Source organism: Pseudomonas sp. TH37, assembly GCF_016650735.1.
In the GTDB taxonomy this organism is placed as follows: domain Bacteria; phylum Pseudomonadota; class Gammaproteobacteria; order Pseudomonadales; family Pseudomonadaceae; genus Aquipseudomonas; species Aquipseudomonas farris.
Genome location: NZ_JAEKFD010000009.1, coordinates 68,078 through 90,568, shown reverse-complemented (window position 1 = coordinate 90,568; position 22,491 = coordinate 68,078). Strand labels below are relative to the sequence as shown.

Below are 22,491 nucleotides of genomic sequence, written 5' to 3'. Positions count from 1 at the left end.
ACGCCCAAAACGCGTTGGCCAAAACACCCCGCTCATTTGCCCATAGCCCCTATGTCTGCTAGTGTCGCGCCGGTTTAACGTCAACCGGAAATAGCCGCCATGGCCCGCAAAAAAGCTGCACTGGATTTCGAACAATCTCTCGCTGACCTGCAAACGCTGGTGGAGCGTCTGGAGAACGGCGAATTGTCGCTGGAAGACTCGCTGACCGCTTTCGAGCAGGGCATCGGGCTGACCCGCGATTGCCAGGCGGCGCTGGCTCAGGCCGAGCAGAAGGTTCAAGTGCTGCTCGAGCGTGATGGTGAGCTGGCCGAGGAACCCTTCGACGCGGATCAGCCAGAATGATTGCGGCGTATTCGGCGACCAGCCAGGCCCGCGTCAATGCAGCACTGGAAACCCTGTTCAACGCGCCAGGCCCGGAACTTGCCCGCCTCTACGAAGCCATGCGCTACAGCGTGATGAACGGCGGCAAACGTGTGCGTCCGTTGCTGGCCTACGCCGCGTGTGAGGCGCTGGGTGGCAAGGCCGAGCAAGCCAACGGCGCGGCCTGTGCAGTGGAGCTGATCCACGCCTATTCGCTGGTGCACGATGATTTGCCGGCCATGGACGACGACGATCTGCGTCGCGGCCAGCCGACTACGCATAAAAAATTCGATGAAGCCTGTGCAATCCTCGCTGGTGACGGCTTGCAGAGTCTGGCCTTCAGCGCCCTGCTCGACCCGCGCCTGAGCAGTTGCGACGCCGAAACCCGTCTGCAAATGGTCAGCGCCCTGGCGTTGGCGGCAGGCCCGGCGGGCATGGTCGGCGGGCAAGCCATCGATCTCGGCTCGGTGGGCCTGAAGCTCGATCAAAAAGCCCTTGAATACATGCATCGGCGCAAGACCGGCGCTTTGATTGAAGTCAGCGTCAAGCTCGGTGCCCTGGCCAGCGGTCATGCCGCGAAGGACGAACTGAAGTCCCTGCAGAGTTATGCACAGGCCATTGGCCTGGCATTTCAGGTCCAGGACGACATTCTTGACGTCGAAAGTGACACCGAAACCCTCGGCAAACGCCAGGGCGCCGATATCGCCCGGGACAAGCCGACCTACCCGGCCCTGCTCGGTCTCGACGCGGCCAAGGCCTATGCCCTGGAACTGCGCGACCAGGCCCTGCACGCGCTGCGACCGTTTGACGCGGCGGCCGAGCCATTGCGCGATCTGGCCCGGTACATCGTCGATCGCCGCAGCTGACGGCGTATCCGCCAAAAAAAACCAACGCGTGGGCAGGGGGCGATGCATCAGGTAAACTGCCGCATCTTTTATACCTATAACGATTCGCCTGATGCCCACGACGTTTCATGAGATTCCCCGCAAGCGCCCGACCACGCCCCTGCTCGACCGTGCCAACACGCCGGACGGCCTGCGCCGGTTAGGCGAAGCCGAGCTGGAAACCCTGGCTGATGAGTTGCGCCTGGAATTGCTCTACACGGTCGGTCAGACCGGTGGGCATTTCGGTGCCGGCCTCGGCGTCATCGAGCTGACTATCGCGTTGCATTACGTCTTCGACACCCCGGATGACCGGTTGGTGTGGGACGTGGGTCATCAGGCCTACCCGCACAAAATCCTCACCGGCCGTCGCGAGCGCATGGGTACCCTGCGCCAGAAGGACGGCGTTGCCGCCTTCCCGCGTCGTTCCGAGAGTGAGTACGACACCTTTGGCGTTGGCCACTCCAGCACGTCGATCAGCGCAGCGCTGGGCATGGCGATTGCCGCCCGCCTGCAACACAGTGATCGCAAGGCGATTGCAGTGATCGGCGACGGCGCACTGACCGCGGGCATGGCCTTCGAGGCGCTGAACCACGCGCCGGAAGTGGACGCCAACATGCTGGTGATCCTCAACGACAACGACATGTCGATCTCGCGCAACGTCGGCGGGCTGTCGAACTATCTGGCGAAAATCCTTTCCAGCCGCACTTACGCGAGCATGCGCGAAGGCAGCAAAAAGGTCCTGTCGCGCCTGCCTGGCGCCTGGGAAATCGCCCGTCGTACCGAAGAATATGCCAAAGGCATGCTGGTCCCCGGCACGCTGTTCGAAGAGCTGGGCTGGAACTACATCGGCCCGATCGATGGCCACGACCTGCCGACCCTGATCGCCACCCTGCGCAACATGCGTGATCTGAAAGGCCCGCAATTCCTGCACGTGGTCACCAAGAAAGGCAAAGGCTTCGCTCCGGCGGAAGTCGACCCGATCGGTTACCACGCCATCACCAAACTCGAACCTGTGGATGCTCCAGCCGCGGCGCCGAAGAAAGCCGGCGGGCCGAAGTATTCCGGTGTGTTCGGTGAATGGCTGTGCGACATGGCCACGGTCGATCCGCGTCTGGTCGGGATTACCCCGGCGATGAAGGAAGGCTCCGATCTGGTGGCCTTCAGCGAGCGCTTCCCGGAGCGTTATTTCGACGTGGCGATTGCCGAGCAACACGCCGTGACCCTCGCCGCCGGTATGGCCTGCGAAGGCGCCAAACCGGTGGTGGCGATCTATTCGACGTTCCTGCAACGCGCTTACGACCAACTGATTCATGACGTAGCAGTGCAAAACCTCGACGTTCTGTTCGCCATCGACCGCGCTGGCCTGGTGGGTGAAGACGGCCCGACGCACGCGGGTAGCTTCGACCTGTCGTTCCTGCGTTGCATCCCCGGCATGCTGGTGATGACCCCGAGCGACGAAAACGAACTGCGCAAAATGCTCAGCACCGGCCACCTGTACAACGGCCCGGCGGCGGTGCGTTATCCGCGCGGCACCGGCCCGAATGCGCCGATCGCGAAAGACCTCGAACCGATTGAAATCGGCAAGGGTGTCGTTCGCCGTCAGGGCAGCAAAGTCGCCCTGCTGGTGTTCGGCGTGCAATTGGCCGAGGCACTGAAAGTCGCCGAGAAACTGGATGCGACCGTGGTCGACATGCGTTTCGTCAAACCGCTCGACGAAGCACTGGTTCGCGAAATCGCTGGCAGTCACGAACTGCTGGTGACCATCGAAGAGAACGCAATCATGGGCGGTGCCGGTGGCGCGGTCAGCGAGTTCCTTGCCCGCGAAAACATCCTCAAGTCGGTGCTGCATCTGGGCTTGCCGGACATCTACGTCGAGCACGCCAAGCCTGCGCAAATGCTGGCGGAGTGTGGGCTGGATGAGGTTGGGATCGAAGAAGCAGTGCGTCAGCGCTTGCAACTGCTGAATATCTAAACATTAGGCATACGCAAAACCCTGTGGGAGCGGGCTTGCCCGCGATAGCGGAATGACAGTCAACTTATTCATTGACTGACACACCGTCATCGCGGGCAAGCCCGCTCCCACATTGGTTTTATGCAACCTTCAGAATGTGTTCGCTTTAAAGTGTGTCAACGGACTGCTCATGAAACTCTCCCCTTTTGCCCTGATGCTGACCCTCCTGCCGGCCGGCCAACTCTTGGCCGACACCTTCGAACGCGACCAGGCCCTGAAACTGCCGGACGTACTGATCAGCGCCAACCGTCAGGTCGAAGCGCGCAACGACAGCAGCGCTGCCAACACGGTGTTCACCCGCGAAGACATCGATCGTCTGCAACCGAGCAGTGTCACTGACCTGCTGCGCCGCGTACCGGGCGTGCAGGTCGGGCAAACCGGTGGGCGCGGCAGTCTGCCGGGGGTCTACATTCGTGGTACCAAGTCGGCGCAAAGCCTGGTGCTGGTCGACGGCCAGCGCATCGGCAACTCGACCTCCGGCGACAGCAACCTGCAACACATCAACATCGAACAGGTCGAGCGCGTGGAAGTGCTGCGTGGCTCCCGCTCGGTGATTTACGGCAGCGATGCGATTGGCGGGGTGATCCAGATCTTCACCCGCCGTGGCGACGAACAAGGCCTGCAACCACGCATGCACGTTGGGGTTGGCAGCAACCAGACCTGGGAGCGCAGCCTCGGATTGTCCGGCGGCAACGCGCAGACACGCTTCAATCTCGGTGCCAGCCTTGATGAAACGGCAGGCATCAATCGCACCCACCAGTCTTATCCCAGTGATGGCGATCACGATGAATACCGCAATAAATCAGTCAGCTTAAGCCTGAGTCACGCCCTCACCGATGACATCGAAGTCGGCGCCAACCTGCTGGACAACCAAGGCAAAAGCGCGTTCGACAACCCGTTCGGCCGCTTCGACATGAACACCTTCGAATCGCTCCAGCAGCAGCCCTACAGCGAGTTCTCTGTGAGCAGCGTCAGCAGTTATGTCGACGCGCGGATCAATGACCAATGGAAAACCCGCGTCGAGTTCGGACACAGCGAAAACCGCGAGAAGACGCTCGACAAGCTCAGCGACGAGCGCAGCGTGTTCAACACTTACCGCGATTCGGTGAACTGGCAGAACGACCTGACCCTGGATGAGCGCAACAGCCTGATCCTCGGCGGCGACTGGTACGAAGACCGAATCAACAGCAGCACAGCGTTCGACGAAGACAGCCGCTGGAACCGCGCAGCGTTTATCCAGCATCGCTATCAGGCGGACAGCTTCTCTACCGAACTGGGCCTGCGTCGCGACCAGAACCAGCAGTTCGGTAGCCAGAACAGCTGGAGCGGCACGCTCACCCTGCCGCTGAACCCGGACAACGATCTGCTGTTGACCTACAGTGAAGGCTTCCGCGCGCCGACCTTCAACGATCTGTACTACCCGGACTTCAGCAATCCGGACCTGAAGCCCGAAACCTCGAAAAGTTATGAGCTGCAATGGCGCAGTCAGCTGACAGAAACCAGTCGCCTGGAAGCTTCGCTGTACCGCACCGATCTGGAAGACGCGATTATTTTCGGCAGCAACAATCGTCCGGCGAACGTCGCTTCGGCGCGCATCAACGGTTTTGAAGCGGCCTTGAAACAAGAGCTGTTCGGCTGGCAGAGCAACCTCGGCGTGGCGATCATCGACCCACGGGATCGCGACAGCGGTCACACCCTCGCCCGCCGTGCACGGCGGACTTTGAGCCTGGATCTGGATCGGCAGTTCAACCGGCTCGGCCTCGGGGCCAGTTGGCAAGCGGTGAGCAGCAGTTATGACGACGAGAACAACCAGCAGCCGTTAGGCGGGTATGCGTTGTTGGGGTTGCGTAGCAGTTGGGCGCTGAATCGCGAGATCAAGCTGGAATTGAAGGTCGACAACCTGCTGGACAAGGGCTACAGCCGGGCGTTGTACAGCCACGACGGCAGTCAGTATGGGTATCGCGAAGAAGGCCGGGCGTGGATGTTCGGGGTGACCTGGACGCCGGGGTTTTGACCAGAGATTGTGGTGTTTGAACCGGCCTCATCGCGGGCAAGCCCGCTCCCACAGGGATCACACTGAACCTGTGGGAGCGGGCTTGCCCGCGATGAATGCACTTCGGTCTTAATGGTCGGGCGCGATCAACTGGCACAACTTGGCAGTCGCTTCGATCATCTGCCCACTCGGCCGCTCCAGGCCTTTGTCCGTCACCGGCAGCAATTGCCCCTGCGCCACCGCCGTCACCTGAGGCCAGGTCTTCCACGCATCGAGCTGCGCCTGATCACTGGCCAGAATCACCTCAGGATTGCGCTGCAGCACCGCCTCCACACTGACCTGCGGAGCAGGCTGCGTCAGGTCGGCAAACACATTGCGCGCCCCGCACACCTCCAGCGCATCACTGATGATCTGCCCACCGCCCACGGTGTACAGCGGCCGGTCCCAGACTTGATAAAACACCCGTAACGGCTCATCCCTTCGATAGCGCTGGCGCAGGGAATCGAGTCGTTGACGCAGATTTTCGGCCAATGAAACGCCACGCTCCGCTCTGCCGAGCTGCGTAGCGATCACTTCAATCTGGGCGGCAAGTTGTTCGAGGTTGTGAGGTTCGGCGACATAGGTGGGAATGTTCAGCCGCTTTAGCTGCTCACGCTGAGCCGGCCCCACACTGCCCGGCCAGAGCAGCAACAGATCGGGTTTGAGGCTGAGCAGTCGTTCCATGTCCAACTGACCGTAGCTGCCAACAGAAGGAATGTCTTTGAGTTCAGCGGGACGTTCGCCGGCATCCAGCACACCGACCAGCAGGTCAGCCGAGTTCAGCTCAATGACAATTTCAGAAAGCGACGGTGCCAGACTGACAACCCGCTCGACCGCAGTCGCCGAACCGCTGACGGCCAGCAGCAACACCGCCAGCCAGACGCTGCGCATCAGCCGAGTTGACGCGGGATACGGTAGAGGTAGAACAGCACCGCAGTCGACAGCGCCAGCAGCACCAGTGGCACAGCTTCAAGACCGACGAATACCGCCAGCGCACCGATCCAGGCGGGCAGGCCGGCGACCAGAAACGCGGCACGGCGTTTCGCGGCCAAGGCGATCCAGGCATCGGGTTCTTCAGGGGTATCGAGGGCTTTCTGGGTGGCGATCAGTGCGTGCTTGTAGCCGCCAAAGAACTTCAGGCTGACAAACATCGAGGCCACACCGGCGATGAACAACGGCATGGCCAGCACCGGCAGAATCGCCTCGCTTTGGCCGAATACACCATTGATCACGAACAGTGGCACCAAGGCCAGCGCCAGGTATTGCCACCAGTTGACGGACAGTCGCCGCCGTACCTGACCGCGGGTCACGCCCGGTCAACCTCGCCCTGATGTTCGTTGCCCATCATATGGTCGAGCTTGCTGGCCTTGGTCGCCAGATAGAGTTTGTTGTGCGGGTTGTGCCCGGTGTGCAGCGGCACGCGCTCGGCAACCACGATGCCCATGTCGGTCAAGGCTTTGACCTTGCGTGGATTGTTGGTCATCAGACGCAGGGACTTCACGCCCAGGTGCTCCAGCATCGGCAGGCACATGGCGTAGTCGCGCTGATCGGCGGCGAAACCCAGACGCTCGTTGGCTTCAACAGTATCGGCACCGCCGTCCTGCAATTCATAGGCGCGGATCTTGTTCAACAGGCCAATGCCGCGACCTTCCTGACGCAAGTAGAGCAACACGCCACGGCCTTCACGGGCGATTGCCTGCAAGGCTGCCTCGAGTTGCGAACCGCAGTCGCAGCGCTGGCTGAACAAGGCATCGCCGGTCAGGCATTCGGAGTGCAGCCGGCCGAGTACCGGAGCACCGTCGGCGAACTCACCCAGGCTCAGTACTACGTGCTCGCGCCCGTTCTCTTCATCGAGAAAGCCATGCATGGTGAATTGCGCAAAAGGCGTTGGCAGCTTGGAAGCGGCGACAAAAACGACAGGCACCGGTGTGCTCCTGATCTATAAGTACTGAAGATTCGCAGAGGCGGCATTGTAACAGCACGTTCCTGCAGACGCTTAGGCTGAATTATGGGGCATAACGATCAAAATGTTTGATCAAGAGACCAAGCCAACGACCCTGTGGGAGCGGGCTTGCTCGCGAAAGCGGACTCACATTCAACATATGAGTAGCCTGATATACCGCTTTCGCGGGCAAGCCCGCTTGTGTCTTGGGCAGGAATTAGACTGAGGGTGAGAGCGGTGAGTGGCAAGCTGAATGCCCGGAGTGCTTAAAGCACGTGTGGGAGCCCATGCTGCCATTCACCTCTCCGCTCTGGTTATTGAGCCCGAACAGTTGAACGAGCCGACCTCGAACATTACAAGCGTGGTGCCCAGCCAGAGCGCTCTCACCTTTGAGTGTAAGAGGGTTCGGCTATGTTTTCCTGCGCAGGCATCGATGTTTCCAAAGATACCCTTGAAATTTGGATTAACCCGCAAGACATTGGCGCCAGTTACCTCAATACCGCCAGTGACTTCCTTGGGCTGATTGATTGGTTAAAGCGCTACCAGGTCAGCCGCGTATTGCTGGAAGCCACCGGCGGCTATGAGCGAGAGGTCATGAAAGCGCTTCAGGCTGCCGGCTTCGAAGTCTTGCGGATCAACCCTCGCCGAGCCAGAGACTTTGCCAAGGCCATGGGGCAGCGCGCTAAAACCGACCCGATAGATGCGCGGCTGCTCGCGCAGTTTGCCGAAGTCATAAAGTCGCCAAGCAACCGAATCACCAGCCCTGAACAGGACAATTTACGTGCGCTGGTACAGCAACGTGAAAACTTTGTTCAGCAACATGGCGACGATTTACGGCGCCTCAAAACAGCCTCTGCTGACACGGTAAAACCCTGTCTGCGAAGTCATATCGACTATTTATGCCAAGCAATAAAGTCGATAGAAAGGTTGATCCGTCAAACTGCTAAAGACCTGGACAGTGATAAAACGGCCCGTTTGTGTTCGGTCAAGGGTATAGGGCTCGTGACGGCAGCCAGCTTGATGGCCTATTTACCTGAGCTGGGCGAGGTTGGACGGCACGAGATCGCAGCGCTGGCAGGCATAGCCCCCTACAACGACGACAGCGGCAAACATGAAGGCCCCCGCCACATTGGCGGTGGCAGGTTTGCTGCGCGTCGGGCGATGTACATGGCGTGCTGGGTGGTGATTCAGCGACAGCCTGAGTTCAAAGCGCGGTATGACGCACTGCGTCATAAGGGCAAATGCGCAAAAGTAGCGCTCATCGCCTGTATGCGCGTGTTGTTGATACGGCTGAACGCCATGATCCGAGACCGAACTGAGTGGAAAGAACCCTTGGCCTAAACGGGTCGCGGTGTTCCTGTAGGGCATCGCATGGCCTAAAGCTGTGGGAGTTCAGCTGTCTATCAATATGCCTTCAAAATAAAGGTCATCAAGACAGTTGCTCCCACATTGACCGTATTCAGTCTGTGCCAAACGGGTACGGCTGTTTCCACTTTGCAAAGATCGGTTTCAACTGGCCGTTTTTTACCAGCACTTCCATGCGCTGATCGAACAGCGCCATCAACGTGCGGGCCCGAGGTGTATCGGCAAAGCACAGAAACAGCGGTAATTCCGCAATATGCGTGCGACGAAACTGCGATGGGTCTTGGGCTCGGCTAACGACGTAATCGACTTCGGTCAGCGCGTCGACGTAGTAATCAGCGCGGTTGTGGGTCAGCATTGGCAGAATCCCGGTACGCCGCACGACTTCGTTATAGCGCTGCACATTGGGCAGATAAGCCTGATATTTGTAGCCGCGCACCCACGCCAATCGGTAGTCGCCCAAGGTATCCAGGGTCGGTGCCGGATTGCTGGCCAGGCCCAATGCGTAGATGTGATCGGTATCGAAATTCCAGCGCGGATAAAGCAGATCGCTCGCCTCCTCCCGATAAGAACCGACACAAGCGTCCACTTCGCCACGCTGTGCCAGGCCCATGGCGCGCGTATAAGGTTCGGTTCGAATATCCAGTTTGACGCCCGCCGGCTCGAACACTTTGCGCAACACGTCCCAGCCCAAGCCATGACCATCGGCGGCGGTATAGTCTTCCCAGGCTTCGCTGGCCAGATGAATCACGGACGGCGTCGGTGCATCCTCCGCCCGGGCGAGCGAGCAAAACACCGCGAAAACCATCAGCAGCAACCCGCGTCGCGCCATCCCCGGTTTTCCCACTTGACGCCTCAGACGAAAAACCACACCAGCCCTTGCATCGCCAACCACGCAAATACGCCTGCCAGCACGTCGTCGAGCATGATCCCGACACCACCGTGCACATGCCGGTCGATCCAATGAATCGGCCAAGGTTTGAGGATGTCGAAGAAGCGGAACATCAGGAACCCCGCCAGCAACCAATACCAACCTTCCGGCACCAGCCACAGGGTGATCCACATCCCGACCATTTCGTCCCAGACGATGCCTTCGTGGTCGTGCACGCGCAAATCATCGGCGACCTTGCCGCACAGCCAGAAGCCGAACAGCATGGTGATGCCGAGCATCAGCCAGTAGCCCCAGTCGGGCAGCATCTGCCACAACGGAATGAAGGGTAGCGCCACTAACGAACCCCAGGTGCCCGGCGCTTTTGGCAGGGTGCCCGAGCCGAAGCCGAACGCCAGGAAATGCCAAGGATTGCGCCAGACCGACGGCGGTACGAACTCCGCCGGGACCTGTTTGGGATGATCTGTCACGGTGTCTCCCGAAAATGTTGATAACCCCGGATTGGCGGGGTGATGTCGTGTCCGTCGGCATCCAGCAGTGTCACGCCCTGCCCTGCTACGACCCGCCCAAGCACATGGATCGGCCAGCCGTCCGCCAGCAACGATGGCAACTCGGCGGGCGGCAAGGTGAAGGCCAGCACGTAATCGTCACCGCCGCTCAGAGCGGCTTGCTCAGCGCCAGACTGACCGAGGAAGGCCAGCAGCGCCTTCGACAACGGCAGCTTACTGCGCTCTACCTGAACCCCGACTTTCGACGCCAGGGCAATGTGCCCGCAGTCGGCGAGCAGGCCGTCGGAGATGTCCAGCGCCGCTGTGGCTCTGCCGCGCAACGCCATGCCCAGACCCAGCTGCGGTTGCGGCGACCAGTAATGGGCACGCAACGGATCAGCGATGGCCGGGTCAGCCATTCGCTGACCGAGCACCAGCGGCAATGCGCCCGCACCGTTCCCCAGCTCACCGCCCACGCAGAGCAAATCGCCCGGCTGTGCGCCGCTGCGGGTCAACGCCAAACCGGCCGGCACTCGACCGAACACAGTCATGGTCAGGCTCAACGGCCCGCGGGTGGTATCTCCACCCACCAGCGCCACACCGCAATTTTGCGCCATGAGGTTCAAACCACGAGCGAAGGCTTCCAGCCAATCGGTGGTCACCGTCGGCAAGGTCAGGGCAAGGGTAAAGGCAATGGGAGTGGCGCCCATGGCGGCCAGATCACTGACAGCCACAGCCAGCGAGCGCTGACCGAGCAGAAACGGGTCGCAGGGGTCTGCGAAATGCACACCGGCCACGAGTGTGTCGGTGGAAATCGCCAACTGCTCCCCGGGGGGAACAGCCAGCAAGGCGCAGTCGTCGCCGATCCCGAGGGCAACGCCTTCGCCGCCTTGCGCACAAGGCGCGGCGGCGAAGAAATTGCGGATCAGCTCAAACTCGCCCATCGCAAACTCAAGCGCCGATCAGCGCTTGAACGCCTTCACTTCAGCTTCACGCAGACGCGGGGCCAGCTTGTCGAGCACGCCGTTGACGAACTTGTGGCCGTCGGTGGAACCGAAGACCTTGGCCAGTTCGATACCTTCGTTGATCACAACGCGGTACGGCACATCAACGCGCTCAAGCAGCTCCCAGGTGGACAGGCGCAGAACCGCCAGTTCAACCGGGTCCAGCTCTTCGATGGTGATGTCCAGGCATGGCGCCAGTGCGGCGTCGATCCGGTCCTTCTGAGCCGGAACCCCATGCAGGATTTCACGGAAGTAGGCGCCATCGACATCGCTGAAATCGTTATCGACCCGGAACTGCGCTTCGATCTCGTTCAGCGATTGCTTGGCCATATGCCATTGGTACAGCGCCTGAGTCGCGAGCTGACGTGCTTCGCGACGCTTGACGCTTTTCGATGGCTTGCCGGCATCCGCAGGCTTTGGATCGCGCGGGTTGAAACGATCGCTATCGTCGCTAATCACTTGGCCTCCAACTGCGCCAGCAGGCTGACCATTTCCAGGGCGGACAGGGCAGCTTCAGCACCTTTGTTACCGGCCTTGGTGCCGGAACGTTCGATGGCTTGTTCGATGGAATCAACGGTCAGTACGCCGAAAGCGACCGGTACGCCGAACTCCATGGACACCTGGGCCAGGCCCTTGGTGCATTCGCCAGCCACGTATTCGAAGTGCGGAGTACCGCCACGAATGACTGCGCCCAAGGCGATGATTGCCGCGAACTCGCCCTTCTGAGCGACTTTCTGCGCAACCAGCGGGATTTCGAAGGCGCCAGGCGCACGGATGATGGTGATGTCGCTTTCGCTCACGCCATGGCGAACCAGGGCATCAACTGCACCGCTGACCAGGCTTTCAACGACGAAGCTGTTGAAACGGCCCACTACCAAAGCGTAGCGGCCTTTAGGGGCGATGAAGGTACCTTCGATGGTCTTCAGGGTCATTCGTTAGATCTCTTAAAGAGCCGGGACGCGTTTTCTACGCGTCCCTCAGTGATGTGTTAACCGCGAATACAGGCCCGCAAATTGCCGGTCATTATTCGGAGGGCACGTATTCTACAACTTCCAGATCGAAACCGGATATCGCATTAAATTTCATCGGCGCACTCATCAGGCGCATTTTACGCACGCCCAGGTCCCGAAGGATCTGCGAACCGGCACCGACGATGCTGTAGGTGGTCGGTTTTTTCACTGCGCTGTGATCCGCGGTTTCGCGAATGTGCGCCAGCAATACGTCGCCATCGAGCGGGTGACCGAGCAACAGCACCACGCCGCTGCCAGCCTCGGCAACCGCAGCCATGGCGGCGCGCAGGCTCCAGCGGCCCGGTTGCTTGACCATCAACAGGTCACGCAGCGGGTCCATGTTGTGCACCCGGACCAGCGTCGGCTCTTCGGCGCACACGGTGCCCAGGGTCAGGGCCATGTGCACGTCGCCTTCTACCGAATCACGATAGGTCACCAGGTTGAACTGGCCCAATTCGCTGTCCAGCGGCTGCTCGGCAATCCGCTGAACGGTACGTTCGTGGATCATCCGGTAGTGAATCAGGTCGGCGATGGTGCCGATCTTGATGTTGTGTTCAGCGGCAAACGCTTCGAGTTCGGCGCGACGGGACATGGTGCCGTCGTCGTTCATCACTTCGCAGATCACACCGCTCGGCTCGAAACCGGCCATGCGCGCCAGGTCGCAGGCAGCTTCGGTGTGACCGGCGCGGGCCAGCGTACCGCCGGCCTGGGCCATCAGCGGGAAGATGTGGCCGGGGCTGACGATGTCTTCAGCCTTGGCGTCTTTGGCGGCAGCGGCTTGCACGGTGCGCGCACGGTCGGCCGCGGAGATACCGGTGGTCACGCCTTCGGCAGCTTCGATGGACACGGTGAACTTGGTGCCGAAACCGGAACCGTTGCGTGGCGCCATCAACGGCAGCTTGAGCAGTTCGCAGCGCTCGCGGCTCATCGGCATGCAGATCAGGCCACGGGCGTGCTTGGCCATGAAGTTGATGTGTTCAGGCTGGCAGCACTCGGCGGCCATGATCAGGTCGCCTTCGTTCTCGCGGTCTTCGTCATCCATGAGGATGACCATCTTGCCTTGGCGGATGTCTTCAACCAGTTCTTCGATGCTATTGAGCGCCACAAGGCACCCCCTTGGGTCAGGATTTGAGGTAGCCGTTGGCGGCCAGAAAGCTTTCGGTGATGTTACTGGACGGCCTTTGCGAAGAGTCAGACTCTGCGGCCTTATCGCCCAACAACAGGCGTTCCAGATAACGTGCCAGCAAGTCGACTTCCAGATTCACCCGGCGACCTGGCTGGTACGACGCCATGATGGTTTCGCTCAGGGTGTGCGGAATGATGGTCAGCAAGAACTCGGCGCCATCGACTGCGTTCACGGTCAGGCTGGTGCCGTCGACGGTGATCGAGCCTTTATGGGCGATGTACTTGGCCAAGTCTTTCGGGGCACGGATGCGAAATTCCACGGCGCGGGCATTTTCGGTGCGGGCAACCACTTCGCCTACGCCATCGACGTGACCGCTGACCAGATGCCCGCCGAGACGGGTGGTCGGGGTCAGGGCTTTTTCCAGGTTGACCGGGCTGCCGCTTTTGAGGTCATTCATTGCGGTGCAGTCGAGGGTTTCGCGACTGACGTCTGCCGCAAAGCCATTGCCCGGCAATTCAACCGCGGTCAGGCACACGCCATTGACGGCAATGCTGTCGCCCAGCTTGACGTCGCTCAGGTCGAGCTTGCCGGTTTCTACGTAAACCCGCACATCTCCGCCTTTTGGGGTCAATGCGCGAATACTGCCGATGGATTCGATGATGCCGGTAAACATGGAGTCCTCCTCGAGAACAGGGCCAGCGCTAGAGCAATGGCCGGGAATTATACGCTCGCCGATGGCGCAGGGATGGCAGTGACTCGCCAGTCATCGCCAACCGCACGAATTTCAGTGATTTTGAGCTCGGGGGCGTCTTTCATCTGCGCCAGTGGCCAGTCCAGTAACGGTCGGGCCGAGGAGCCGAGAAACTTGCCGGCGATGAAGATCTGGAACTCATCCACCAACCCGAGCTGGGCAAACGCGCCAGCCAGTCGCGGGCCGGCTTCAACCAGCACGTCATTGACGCCACGGTTGGCGAGTTCGACCAGTAACTGATGCAGATCGACCTGGCCATCATCGCCCGGCACGATCAGGCATTCCGGGCCGTTGGCGTACTGTTCTTCCACCGCGACACACGTGGCGACCAGTGCCGGACCCGCCTTGAAGAACGGTGCATTCAGCGGCACCCGCAGGCGACCGTCGATCAGCACGCGAAGCGGCGGACGGCTCATGGCCAACGCGGTTTGTTCAGCGTCCAGACCCAACTCGTCGGCACGTACGGTCAAGCGCGCATTGTCCGCCAGTACCGTGTCGGCGCCGGTCAGCACCACGCTGGCCTCGGCGCGCAAACGCTGTACCGCCGAACGCGCCGCTGTACCTGTGATCCACTGGCTCTCGCCGCTCTCCATCGCCGTGCGACCGTCGAGGCTCATCGCCAACTTGACCCGCACAAACGGCAAGCCGTGTTCCATGCGTTTTAGGAAGCCTTTATTGAGCTTGCGCGCCTCGCCTTCCAGCACGCCGCTTTCAGTGGCGATACCGGCCTGGGCCAGGCGCTGCAGACCACGACCGGCGACTTCCGGGTTCGGGTCCTGCATCGCCGCAACGACACGCGCCACACCGGCATTCACCAGCGCATCGGCGCAAGGCGGCGTGCGGCCGTGGTGGCTGCAAGGTTCGAGGGTCACGTAAGCCGTGGCGCCCCGCGCCTTGTCGCCAGCGGCGCGCAGGGCGTGGACTTCGGCGTGCGGTTCGCCGGTGCGCACATGCCAGCCTTCGCCGACAATCTGCCCGTCACGCACCACCACGCAGCCAACACGAGGGTTGGGGTGCGTCGTGTAATGACCTTTGCGCGCCAGTTCCAGAGCCCGGGCCATGTAATGCGCGTCGAGGATGGCTTGTTCGGGAGGTGTGGTCATTCTTTCACCGGCTCACGGGCGAGGCGATCGATCTCTTCGCGGAACTCGTTGAGGTCCTGGAAGCGTCGGTACACCGAAGCGAAGCGGATATAGGCGACTTCATCAAGCTTCTTCAGCTCGGCCATCACCAGTTCGCCAACCACGAGGGATTTGACCTCGCGCTCGCCGGTGGCGCGCAGCTTGTGTTTGATGTGCACCAGCGACGATTCGAGGCGCTCGACACTCACCGGGCGCTTCTCCAGCGCCCGCTGCATGCCGGCACGGAGTTTTTCTTCGTCGAACGGCTGGCGACTGCCGTCGGTTTTGATCAGGCGCGGCAACACCAGTTCAGCGGTTTCGAACGTCGTGAAACGTTCGCCGCAGGCCAGGCATTCACGCCGGCGGCGCACCTGTTCGCCCTCGGCGACCAGACGCGAGTCGATGACCTTGGTGTCGTTGGCACCGCAGAAGGGACAGTGCATGGTGGCAGGCAACAAAAAATGGGAGGGCCATGGTAGCGCATCCCCGTGGCAAGACAAGCCATAGGGTTTGCGGTATACAGACTGGCTGTATATGGATTTCGCTTGCTGGAGCCGCCAATGTCTTTACGACCCCTCATTTTGCTCAGTCTTTTCAGCCTGTTGGTGGCCTGTGGCAGCGATGCGCCCAAGCCCCAGCCGCCAACGCCCGGCCCTGCACCGCAACAGGCGCAGAAGAAAGCCAAGGCGTCGGCCGAGCTCGGCCCCCTGCCGGCTTATCAACGTGAATTGAGCGGCACCCTGCAGGGCGTGCCGGCCGGTGCCGAAGTCGAACTGGCGTTGCTGGTGGTCGACGAAAAGGATCGTCCGCAACTATTGCTCGCCAGTTCCAACCTGATCGGCACCAATCAGGCGTTGCCGTTTCGCCTGCGCTTCAACCCTGAAACCTTTCCAACCGGTGCCCGCGTCGAGCTTCGCGGCCGCGCCAGCCAGTCCGGACAGTTGATTCTGCATCTGCCGGCGCAAATGATCACACAGCCAACCACCCAGGTATTGGGTCAGCTGCAATTCGTCAAAGCACCATGATTGCACCGCTCGACCTGCAACAGGCGTTAGGTGAACTGCTCGGCGACGCACAGCTTGTAGCCTGTGAGTTACCGGGCACCGAACTGAAACTCTGGCTGATCGACGGCGATAACATGGACCGTGCCTTCAGCCCGGAAGAAACCCGGCGGATTCTCCACGAGCCGCCGTACTGGAGTTTCTGCTGGGCCAGTGGGCTGGCCGTGGCTCGCTATCTCGCCGAGCACCCGCAATGGGTCGAAGGTAAACGGGTGCTGGATTTCGGCGCCGGCTCTGGGATAGCCGGGATTGCGGCGGTGAAAGCCGGGGCACTGGAAGTGGTGGCCTGTGACCTGGACCCGCTGGCGATTGCCGCGTGTCGAGCGAATGCCGAACTCAATGGCGTGCAACTCAGCTACTCGACAGACTTTTTCGCCGAGGCCGATCGGTTTGATCTGATTCTGGTGGCCGATGTGTTGTACGACCGGGCAAACCTGCCGTTGCTCGACGAGTTTCTCAGCCGTGGCCGGGAAGCGTTGGTGGCGGATTCGCGCGTGAGGGATTTTCGCCATCCGTTGTATCAGCGCCTTGAAATGCTGGAAGCGATGACCTTGCCGGATCTGGCCGAACCTGAAGAGTTTCGGTATGTGAGTCTTTATCACGCGCGGCGTGGTTAGCTAAAAGCTTCGCGGGCAAGCCCGCGAAGGCGTCCCGTCAGGCAACACATCACTCAATGGCCACCCCGCTTTCAGCCACCCCCCACCAAGCCTTATAGTGACCACATTCACGCTTTTACGAGATCCCCCATGAGTCAGGAAACGCCGTACATTTTCGACGCCACGACTGCCGATTTCGACCAGTCGGTGATCGAGAACTCTTTTCACAAACCGGTGCTGGTGGATTTCTGGGCCGAATGGTGTGCGCCGTGCAAGGCCTTGATGCCGATGCTGCAAACCATCGCCGAGAGCTATCAGGGCGAGTTGCTGCTGGCCAAGGTCAACTGCGACATCGAGCAGGACATTGTTGCGCGCTTCGGCATTCGCAGCCTGCCGACGGTGGTGCTGTTCAAGGACGGTCAGCCGGTGGACGGTTTTGCCGGTGCACAACCGGAATCGGCTGTGCGCACGATGCTCGAACCCCACGTGCAAATGCCGCCGCCCGCTGCGGCCGACCCGTTCGAACAGGCTCAGGCGCTGTTCGATGACGGCCGCTATGCCGACGCCGAAGCCACGCTCAAAGTACTGCTGACTGAAGACAACACCAACGCCAAGGCGCTGATCCTCTACGCCCGCTGCCTGACTGAGCGCGGCGAGCTGGGTGAAGCGCAAATCGTGCTCGACGCGGTCAAGACCGATGAGCACAAGGCTGCGTTGGCCGGCGCCAAGGCGCAGATTCAGTTTCTCGGTCAGGCCAGGGATTTGCCGGATGCGGCAGACCTGAAAGCGCGTCTGGCGAAAAATCCGCAGGATGATGAGGCGGTCTATCAACTGGCGATCCAGCAACTGGCCCGTCAGCAATACGACGCGGCGCTGGATGCCTTGCTGAAACTGTTCATCCGCAATCGCAGCTACAGCGAAGGCTTGCCGCACAAGACCTTGCTGCAGGTGTTCGAACTGCTCGGCAACGATCACCCGCTGGTGACCACGTACCGTCGCAAGTTGTTTGCTGCGCTTTATTAAAATCAAAAGATCGCAGCCTTCGGCAGCTCCTACAGGGGGAATACAAATCCCGTGTAGGAGCTGTCGCAGGCTGCGATCTTTTTGCGGCTTACTCGATCCAGCCGTGTGAACCCGATTCCTACGCTGGCTCAATCCAGTGGTACAGCGGCGTATCCCCGCCGCTCACCACTTTGACGTTTGCGCAGTGGCGCAAGCGCACCAACAAGCGTTTGCCCACCGCAGCGCTGCCGGTCAGCCCTTCCAGCTGCTCCAGCAGATCCGGCCCGCTCAATTGCCCGGCCTTGCGCAGCAGCTCTTGGGCGATCTGCCACAGCGCATCGTCCTGATTCACCGGTTTGGCGGGCGTAGCACTCGCCTCGGGCTTTGCTGCCTGCAACTGCGCACCAAGCTGCGCCCAGTCGCCCTCATCCAGTTCCAGGGTCAAATCCACCGGCCAGTCGCCGATGCTTCCGCGTATTCGCAACATAAGTCTGCTCCTGCACATACCTGACTCGCATGCTCCCATGGCTCTTGCGCAACGCCAAGCAGACGGTCAAACTCTCGACGCTTTCGTTATAAGATTACATAACAAATTTTTCATTTTACTTTTCGGAGACCCGCCATGCGCCGTCTGCTGCTCGCTTTGCCGTTTGCCTTGTTGCCGCTGGCTGTCGCCCATGCGGCGGTCGAGCATGATCACGATCATGATGAACACGGCAGCCTCAGCGCCCACGAACATGGCGTCGGTCGCCTGAACGCGGCGCTGGATGGCCAGACTCTGGAACTTGAACTGGAAAGCCCGGCGATGAACCTGGTGGGTTTCGAACACGCCGCCACCACCGACGCCGACAAGGCCAAAGTCGCCGCCGTCCGCGCGCAGCTGGAAAAACCGTTGGTGCTGTTCAACCTGCCGAAAGCCGCCGGTTGCGTGGTCGCGACTCAGGAACTGGAAAGCCCGCTGTTCGGTGACAAGCCAGATGCCGATGACCATGACGAAGAAGACGCCAATGACGGTCACGAACATCACCAAGATCACAGCGAGATCCATGCCCATTACCAATTCAGCTGCTCGACCCCGGGCGCGCTGAAGACCCTGGATTTGGCGAATATCTTCAACACATTCCCGGCCACCCAGAAAATTCAGGTACAACTGATCAGCCCGAGCGGGCAGCAAGGGGTTGAAGTGACGGCCAAGGCTGCCGCCCTGAAATTCTGAATTCACCGAAGATCCCCCGTGGGAGCGAACCTGCTCGCGATAGCGGCCGAACAGTCGACATCTATGTTGAAGGTGACGGCCTCATCGCGAGCAGGCTCGCTCCCACCGGGGGTTTGTGTTGAGTGTGACATTGAGACAAGTACCCAAAACCCATGAAATTGGCGCTATGACCCAAGCACTCATCGAACTGTCCGACCTGGACTTCAGCTGGCCCGGTCATCCGCCGCTGCTGGACATCCCGGCGTTTCGCCTCATGCCAGGTGAAACCCTGTTCCTCAAAGGCCCCAGCGGCAGCGGCAAGACCACCCTGCTGGGCCTGCTTGGTGGCGTGCAAAAGCCTGATCACGGCAGCATTCGCCTGCTCGGCCAGGAGCTGACAGAGCTCTCTGCCGGCGCACGCGACCACTTCCGCGTCGATCACACCGGCTACATCTTCCAGCAGTTCAACTTGCTGCCATTTCTCTCAGTGCGTGAGAACGTTGAGCTGCCCTGTCACTTCTCCAAGCTGCGGGCCGAACGGGCGAAACAGCGTCACGGCAGTGTCGATCAGGCGGCAGCCACCCTGCTCGCCCACCTGGGTTTGACCGATCAAAGCCTGCTCAGCCGCCGCGCCGATTCGCTGTCCATCGGCCAGCAGCAACGGGTCGCCGCCGCGCGTGCGTTGATTGGTCAGCCGGAACTGGTAATCGCCGACGAACCGACCTCGGCGCTGGACTACGACGCCCGCGAGAACTTCATTCGCCTGCTGTTCGCCGAATGCCGCGAAGCCGGGTCGAGCCTGTTGTTTGTCAGCCATGACCAGAGTCTCGCGCCGCTGTTCGATCGCCACCTGTCGCTGGCCGATCTCAATCGCGCCGCCACCCCGTCCGAGGTCTGAGATGTATTTGTTTCGTCTAGCCATGGCCAGTCTGGCTAACCGTCGCTTCACCGCGATCCTTACCGCATTCGCCATCGCCCTGTCGGTCTGCCTGTTGCTGGCCGTGGAGCGGGTGCGCACCGAAGCCAAGGCCAGTTTCGCCAGCACCATCAGCGGCACCGACCTGATCGTTGGCGCGCGTTCCGGTTCGGTGAACCTGCTGTTGTATTCGGTGTTCCGCATCGGCAACGCCACCAACAACATCCGCTGGGACAGCTTTGAACATTTCGCCAACAACCCGAAAGTGAAGTGGGCGATCCCGATGTCCCTCGGCGATTCCCATCGCGGATATCGGGTGATGGGCACCACCGAGGCGTACTTCGAGCACTACCAGTACGGCCATCAACAGCACCTCGAACTGGCCGACGGCCGCGCTTTCGCCAGCGATCCGTTCGAAGTGGTGCTCGGCGCCGAAGTGGCCGATGCGCTGCATTACAAGCTCGGCGACAAACTGGTGCTGGCCCATGGCGTGGCGGTGATCAGCCTGGTCAAACACGACGACAAGCCATTCACCGTGGTCGGCATTCTCAAACGTACCGGTACCCCGGTGGACCGCACGCTGCACATCAGCCTCGGCGGGATGGAAGCCATCCACATCGACTGGCACAACGGCGTGCCGGCACGTGGTAACGGCCGAATCAGTGCCGATCAGGCGCGCAACATGGACCTGACGCCGCAAGCGATCACCGCGTTCATGCTCGGCCTCAACAGCAAGATTTCGACGTTTGCACTGCAACGGGAGATCAACGAATTCCGTGGCGAACCGATGCTGGCGATCCTGCCGGGTGTGGCATTGCAAGAGCTGTGGAGTTTGATGAGTACGGCGGAAAAAGCCTTGTTCGTCGTCTCGCTGTTCGTGGTGCTCACCGGGTTGATCGGCATGCTCACGGCGATCCTCACCAGCCTCAATGAGCGGCGCCGTGAGATGGCGATTCTGCGTTCGGTCGGCGCTCGGCCGTGGCACATCGCGACCTTGTTGGTGCTGGAAGCCTTTGCCCTGGCGTTGTTCGGAGTGATTACCGGTGTGGCGCTGCTGTACGTGTGCATCGTTGTGGCGCAGGGTTACGTGCAGGCGAATTATGGCTTGTACTTGCCGCTGGCCTGGCCGAGTGAATATGAATGGACGCTACTCGGTGGCATCCTGATCGCCGCGCTGCTGATGGGCAGCGTGCCGGCCTGGCGCGCGTATCGCCAATCCTTGGCCGATGGCCTGTCGATCCGTCTATGAGGACATTAATGATGCCCCGCGCTGTACTTGCGCTATTGATGCTGGTTGCCCTTCCGTTGTGGGCGGCCGAGCCGAAAGACCTGACCTGGTCGGAAATGATCCCGCCGGATGCCGCGCCAGAAGTGCCGAACATGACGCCGCTGCATGACCTGTCGAAGATGAGCGATGCGTTATCCGCAGAATCGGCTCCAGCGGCCAAGCAGGACATGCCGAACGCGCCGGTGGTGAAGAGCCTCGACGGCAAGAATATTCGTTTGCCGGGGTACATCGTGCCGCTGGAAGTGAGTGAAGAAGGCCGCACCACGGAGTTTCTGCTGGTGCCGTATTTCGGCGCCTGCATCCACGTACCGCCGCCTCCGTCGAACCAGATCGTGCATGTCAAAAGCGAAGTCGGCGTGAAGCTTGATGAGCTGTATCAACCGTACTGGATCGAAGGCGCATTGCAGGTCAAGGCATCCACCAGCGAGTTGGCGGATGCCGGGTATCAGATGGAGGCGGACAAGATTTATGTGTATGAGCTGCCGGAGTAAATCCGGTGGTTATGTGTCGCCAACAAAATTGCCATCGCGGGCAAGCCCGCTCCCACAGGGGATCTTCTGTGAATGCAGTATTTGTGAACAACAGAGATCACTGTGGGAGCGGGCTTGCCCGCGATGAGGCCATCAAAGGTTCCGCAAAAATCCGGCCCATCACTGTTTCATTGAGCTGAATCAAAAGACCCTATCAGTTGGATCCCTACCATTGGACATCGAACATTTTTGACGTCCTTTGGAGCTTCCATGCACAAGTCCTTGCTCTGCGCTTCGCTGTTCGCCCTCGCGCTCGCAGCCCCGCTCGCCCATGCTCACACCGCCGGTGACATCATCGTTCGGGCAGGTGCGATCACCGTCAACCCGGAAGCCGACAGCTCCAGCGTCAAGGTCGATCAAGGCCCGTTGAAGGGCGCCGATCTGGGTGGCAAGGCCACCATGAGCAGCGACACGCAACTGGGCCTGAACTTCGCCTACATGATCACCAATAACCTGGGGATCGAATTGCTCGCGGCCTCGCCGTTCGAGCATGACGTGAAGCTCAAAGGCACCGCCCTCGGCGCCGCCAACGGCAAACTCGGCACCCTGAAACACCTGCCGCCAACCCTGAGCCTGGTCTACTACCCGCTGGACGCCAAGTCCGCGTTCCAGCCGTACATCGGCGGCGGTATCAACTACACCTGGATCTACGACGAGCACGTCGGCAGCGAAGCCGCCGCCAATGGCTTCAGCAACTTCAAGGCGGATAACTCCTGGGGTCTGGCCTGGCAGATCGGTGCCGACTACATGCTGACCGACAACGTAATGATCAACGCCCAAGTACGTTACATCGACATCGACACCACCGCGACCGTGGAAAACAACGCCGTCGCACCGGGCACCCGGGCCAAGGTCGACGTTGATGTGGACCCGTTCATTTACATGGTTGGTTTGGGTTACAAGTTTTAAGCAACCCACCGCTG

General features: G+C 60.6%; 26 protein-coding genes. 13 read left to right on the top strand and 13 right to left on the bottom strand.

Going from position 1 to position 22,491, the window contains the following annotated elements; all coding sequences use genetic code 11:
• The first annotated feature begins 99 nt into the window (after positions 1 to 99).
• The 4 genes from JFU11_RS21575 (at position 100) to JFU11_RS21560 (ending at position 5,269) form a co-directional block, all read left to right on the top strand.
• Complete coding sequence (locus JFU11_RS21575; protein ID WP_007894317.1) at positions 100 to 342, top strand: exodeoxyribonuclease VII small subunit; 243 nt, start codon at positions 100 to 102, stop codon at positions 340 to 342.
• Entirely contained in the window at positions 339 to 1,226 is an 888-nt protein-coding gene (locus JFU11_RS21570; protein ID WP_201062048.1) for a farnesyl diphosphate synthase, read from the top strand. The genes JFU11_RS21575 and JFU11_RS21570 overlap by 4 nt, the downstream gene beginning before the upstream one ends.
• Positions 1,227 to 1,317: 91 nt before the next feature.
• Complete coding sequence (gene dxs / locus JFU11_RS21565; RefSeq protein WP_201062047.1) at positions 1,318 to 3,216, top strand: 1-deoxy-D-xylulose-5-phosphate synthase; 1,899 nt, start codon at positions 1,318 to 1,320, stop codon at positions 3,214 to 3,216.
• A gap of 169 nt (positions 3,217 to 3,385) precedes the next feature.
• A complete protein-coding gene (locus JFU11_RS21560) occupies positions 3,386 to 5,269 on the top strand; it encodes a TonB-dependent receptor (protein ID WP_201062046.1) in 1,884 nt (627 codons plus the stop codon).
• A 108-nt stretch (positions 5,270 to 5,377) separates the two neighbouring features.
• On the opposite strand, the gene JFU11_RS21555 is transcribed toward JFU11_RS21560, so the two are convergent.
• The 3 genes from JFU11_RS21555 to ribA are packed head-to-tail and all read right to left on the bottom strand — an operon-like array spanning position 5,378 to position 7,211.
• Positions 5,378 to 6,178, bottom strand: a complete 801-nt coding sequence (locus tag JFU11_RS21555) for a cobalamin-binding protein (protein ID WP_201062045.1) — start codon at positions 6,176 to 6,178, stop codon at positions 5,378 to 5,380.
• Complete coding sequence (locus tag JFU11_RS21550) at positions 6,178 to 6,597, bottom strand: hypothetical protein (RefSeq protein WP_052967081.1); 420 nt, start codon at positions 6,595 to 6,597, stop codon at positions 6,178 to 6,180. Before JFU11_RS21550 ends, JFU11_RS21555 begins: the two co-directional genes overlap by 1 nt.
• On the bottom strand, positions 6,594 to 7,211 hold the full coding sequence (ribA, locus tag JFU11_RS21545; protein ID WP_007906827.1) for a GTP cyclohydrolase II: 618 nt from the start codon (positions 7,209 to 7,211) through the stop codon (positions 6,594 to 6,596). The genes JFU11_RS21550 and ribA overlap by 4 nt, the downstream gene beginning before the upstream one ends.
• Positions 7,212 to 7,640: 429 nt before the next feature.
• Here ribA and JFU11_RS21540 point away from each other — a divergent pair, with 429 nt between their 5' ends.
• Complete coding sequence (locus tag JFU11_RS21540; RefSeq protein WP_123719003.1) at positions 7,641 to 8,570, top strand: transposase; 930 nt, start codon at positions 7,641 to 7,643, stop codon at positions 8,568 to 8,570.
• Between the two features lie 118 nt (positions 8,571 to 8,688).
• Here the strand turns inward: JFU11_RS21540 and JFU11_RS21535 are convergent, their stop codons facing one another.
• From JFU11_RS21535 to nrdR, 9 genes are all read right to left on the bottom strand, one after another.
• Positions 8,689 to 9,423, bottom strand: a complete 735-nt coding sequence (locus tag JFU11_RS21535) for a transporter substrate-binding domain-containing protein (RefSeq protein ID WP_201062044.1) — start codon at positions 9,421 to 9,423, stop codon at positions 8,689 to 8,691.
• Positions 9,424 to 9,446: 23 nt separating this feature from the next.
• Entirely contained in the window at positions 9,447 to 9,950 is a 504-nt protein-coding gene (locus tag JFU11_RS21530; protein ID WP_008073949.1) for a phosphatidylglycerophosphatase A, read from the bottom strand.
• Positions 9,947 to 10,912, bottom strand: coding sequence for a thiamine-phosphate kinase (gene thiL, locus JFU11_RS21525; protein WP_123720560.1), 966 nt, complete (start codon positions 10,910 to 10,912; stop codon positions 9,947 to 9,949). Before thiL ends, JFU11_RS21530 begins: the two co-directional genes overlap by 4 nt.
• An 18-nt stretch (positions 10,913 to 10,930) precedes the next feature.
• Positions 10,931 to 11,431, bottom strand: coding sequence for a transcription antitermination factor NusB (gene nusB, locus JFU11_RS21520; RefSeq protein ID WP_038981348.1), 501 nt, complete (start codon positions 11,429 to 11,431; stop codon positions 10,931 to 10,933).
• Positions 11,428 to 11,904, bottom strand: coding sequence for a 6,7-dimethyl-8-ribityllumazine synthase (ribE, locus tag JFU11_RS21515; protein ID WP_003228649.1), 477 nt, complete (start codon positions 11,902 to 11,904; stop codon positions 11,428 to 11,430). The genes nusB and ribE overlap by 4 nt, the downstream gene beginning before the upstream one ends.
• 91 nt (positions 11,905 to 11,995) lie before the next feature.
• Positions 11,996 to 13,087 carry a bifunctional 3,4-dihydroxy-2-butanone-4-phosphate synthase/GTP cyclohydrolase II gene (ribBA, locus tag JFU11_RS21510; RefSeq protein WP_007906834.1) on the bottom strand — a complete coding sequence of 364 codons (1,092 nt, stop codon included), beginning with the start codon at positions 13,085 to 13,087 and terminating at the stop codon, positions 11,996 to 11,998.
• 16 nt (positions 13,088 to 13,103) lie between these two features.
• Positions 13,104 to 13,781 carry a riboflavin synthase gene (locus JFU11_RS21505; RefSeq protein ID WP_123720561.1) on the bottom strand — a complete coding sequence of 226 codons (678 nt, stop codon included), beginning with the start codon at positions 13,779 to 13,781 and terminating at the stop codon, positions 13,104 to 13,106.
• Positions 13,782 to 13,828: 47 nt separating this feature from the next.
• Positions 13,829 to 14,962, bottom strand: a complete 1,134-nt coding sequence (ribD, locus tag JFU11_RS21500) for a bifunctional diaminohydroxyphosphoribosylaminopyrimidine deaminase/5-amino-6-(5-phosphoribosylamino)uracil reductase RibD (RefSeq protein WP_201062043.1) — start codon at positions 14,960 to 14,962, stop codon at positions 13,829 to 13,831.
• Positions 14,959 to 15,423 (bottom strand): transcriptional regulator NrdR, encoded by a 465-nt coding sequence (gene nrdR, locus JFU11_RS21495; protein WP_007906838.1) that lies wholly within the window; start codon positions 15,421 to 15,423, stop codon positions 14,959 to 14,961. Before nrdR ends, ribD begins: the two co-directional genes overlap by 4 nt.
• A gap of 117 nt (positions 15,424 to 15,540) precedes the next feature.
• Here nrdR and JFU11_RS21490 point away from each other — a divergent pair, with 117 nt between their 5' ends.
• The 3 genes from JFU11_RS21490 (at position 15,541) to trxA (ending at position 17,660) form a co-directional block, all read left to right on the top strand.
• The gene (locus tag JFU11_RS21490; protein ID WP_201062042.1) at positions 15,541 to 16,005 is read left to right on the top strand and encodes a YbaY family lipoprotein; all 465 of its coding nucleotides are present in this window, start codon (positions 15,541 to 15,543) and stop codon (positions 16,003 to 16,005) included.
• Positions 16,002 to 16,658, top strand: coding sequence for a 50S ribosomal protein L11 methyltransferase (locus tag JFU11_RS21485; RefSeq protein WP_123720564.1), 657 nt, complete (start codon positions 16,002 to 16,004; stop codon positions 16,656 to 16,658). Before JFU11_RS21490 ends, JFU11_RS21485 begins: the two co-directional genes overlap by 4 nt.
• A gap of 129 nt (positions 16,659 to 16,787) precedes the next feature.
• A complete protein-coding gene (trxA, locus tag JFU11_RS21480; protein ID WP_201062041.1) occupies positions 16,788 to 17,660 on the top strand; it encodes a thioredoxin in 873 nt (290 codons plus the stop codon).
• Positions 17,661 to 17,778: 118 nt separating this feature from the next.
• Here trxA and JFU11_RS21475 read toward each other — a convergent pair whose 3' ends face one another.
• The gene (locus tag JFU11_RS21475; protein WP_201062040.1) at positions 17,779 to 18,126 is read right to left on the bottom strand and encodes a hypothetical protein; all 348 of its coding nucleotides are present in this window, start codon (positions 18,124 to 18,126) and stop codon (positions 17,779 to 17,781) included.
• Positions 18,127 to 18,261: 135 nt separating this feature from the next.
• Here JFU11_RS21475 and JFU11_RS21470 point away from each other — a divergent pair, with 135 nt between their 5' ends.
• The 5 genes from JFU11_RS21470 (at position 18,262) to JFU11_RS21450 (ending at position 22,477) form a co-directional block, all read left to right on the top strand.
• Positions 18,262 to 18,855, top strand: a complete 594-nt coding sequence (locus tag JFU11_RS21470; protein WP_201062039.1) for a DUF2796 domain-containing protein — start codon at positions 18,262 to 18,264, stop codon at positions 18,853 to 18,855.
• Between the two features lie 166 nt (positions 18,856 to 19,021).
• A complete protein-coding gene (locus JFU11_RS21465; protein WP_201062038.1) occupies positions 19,022 to 19,732 on the top strand; it encodes an ABC transporter ATP-binding protein in 711 nt (236 codons plus the stop codon).
• 1 nt (position 19,733) lies between these two features.
• Positions 19,734 to 20,999, top strand: a complete 1,266-nt coding sequence (locus tag JFU11_RS21460) for an ABC transporter permease (RefSeq protein ID WP_201062037.1) — start codon at positions 19,734 to 19,736, stop codon at positions 20,997 to 20,999.
• Between the two features lie 11 nt (positions 21,000 to 21,010).
• A complete protein-coding gene (locus JFU11_RS21455; protein ID WP_123720598.1) occupies positions 21,011 to 21,529 on the top strand; it encodes a DUF3299 domain-containing protein in 519 nt (172 codons plus the stop codon).
• Positions 21,530 to 21,778: 249 nt separating this feature from the next.
• Complete coding sequence (locus tag JFU11_RS21450; RefSeq protein ID WP_123720570.1) at positions 21,779 to 22,477, top strand: OmpW family outer membrane protein; 699 nt, start codon at positions 21,779 to 21,781, stop codon at positions 22,475 to 22,477.
• The last annotated feature ends 14 nt before the right edge of the window (positions 22,478 to 22,491 follow it).

Coding starts and splice junctions, on each gene's coding strand:
- JFU11_RS21475 (WP_201062040.1), bottom strand. CDS start 18,126: ATGTTGCGAATACGCGGAAGCATCGGCGACTGGCCGGTGGATTTGACC.
- JFU11_RS21460 (WP_201062037.1), top strand. CDS start 19,734: ATGTATTTGTTTCGTCTAGCCATGGCCAGTCTGGCTAACCGTCGCTTC.
- JFU11_RS21455 (WP_123720598.1), top strand. CDS start 21,011: ATGCCCCGCGCTGTACTTGCGCTATTGATGCTGGTTGCCCTTCCGTTG.
- JFU11_RS21575 (WP_007894317.1), top strand. CDS start 100: ATGGCCCGCAAAAAAGCTGCACTGGATTTCGAACAATCTCTCGCTGAC.
- JFU11_RS21540 (WP_123719003.1), top strand. CDS start 7,641: ATGTTTTCCTGCGCAGGCATCGATGTTTCCAAAGATACCCTTGAAATT.
- trxA (WP_201062041.1), top strand. CDS start 16,788: ATGAGTCAGGAAACGCCGTACATTTTCGACGCCACGACTGCCGATTTC.
- JFU11_RS21465 (WP_201062038.1), top strand. CDS start 19,022: ATGACCCAAGCACTCATCGAACTGTCCGACCTGGACTTCAGCTGGCCC.
- ribE (WP_003228649.1), bottom strand. CDS start 11,904: ATGACCCTGAAGACCATCGAAGGTACCTTCATCGCCCCTAAAGGCCGC.
- JFU11_RS21570 (WP_201062048.1), top strand. CDS start 339: ATGATTGCGGCGTATTCGGCGACCAGCCAGGCCCGCGTCAATGCAGCA.
- dxs (WP_201062047.1), top strand. CDS start 1,318: ATGCCCACGACGTTTCATGAGATTCCCCGCAAGCGCCCGACCACGCCC.
- thiL (WP_123720560.1), bottom strand. CDS start 10,912: ATGGGCGAGTTTGAGCTGATCCGCAATTTCTTCGCCGCCGCGCCTTGT.
- JFU11_RS21535 (WP_201062044.1), bottom strand. CDS start 9,423: ATGGCGCGACGCGGGTTGCTGCTGATGGTTTTCGCGGTGTTTTGCTCG.
- JFU11_RS21450 (WP_123720570.1), top strand. CDS start 21,779: ATGCACAAGTCCTTGCTCTGCGCTTCGCTGTTCGCCCTCGCGCTCGCA.
- JFU11_RS21490 (WP_201062042.1), top strand. CDS start 15,541: ATGTCTTTACGACCCCTCATTTTGCTCAGTCTTTTCAGCCTGTTGGTG.
- JFU11_RS21485 (WP_123720564.1), top strand. CDS start 16,002: ATGATTGCACCGCTCGACCTGCAACAGGCGTTAGGTGAACTGCTCGGC.
- JFU11_RS21470 (WP_201062039.1), top strand. CDS start 18,262: ATGCGCCGTCTGCTGCTCGCTTTGCCGTTTGCCTTGTTGCCGCTGGCT.
- nrdR (WP_007906838.1), bottom strand. CDS start 15,423: ATGCACTGTCCCTTCTGCGGTGCCAACGACACCAAGGTCATCGACTCG.
- ribD (WP_201062043.1), bottom strand. CDS start 14,962: ATGACCACACCTCCCGAACAAGCCATCCTCGACGCGCATTACATGGCC.
- JFU11_RS21505 (WP_123720561.1), bottom strand. CDS start 13,781: ATGTTTACCGGCATCATCGAATCCATCGGCAGTATTCGCGCATTGACC.
- JFU11_RS21555 (WP_201062045.1), bottom strand. CDS start 6,178: ATGCGCAGCGTCTGGCTGGCGGTGTTGCTGCTGGCCGTCAGCGGTTCG.
- JFU11_RS21560 (WP_201062046.1), top strand. CDS start 3,386: ATGAAACTCTCCCCTTTTGCCCTGATGCTGACCCTCCTGCCGGCCGGC.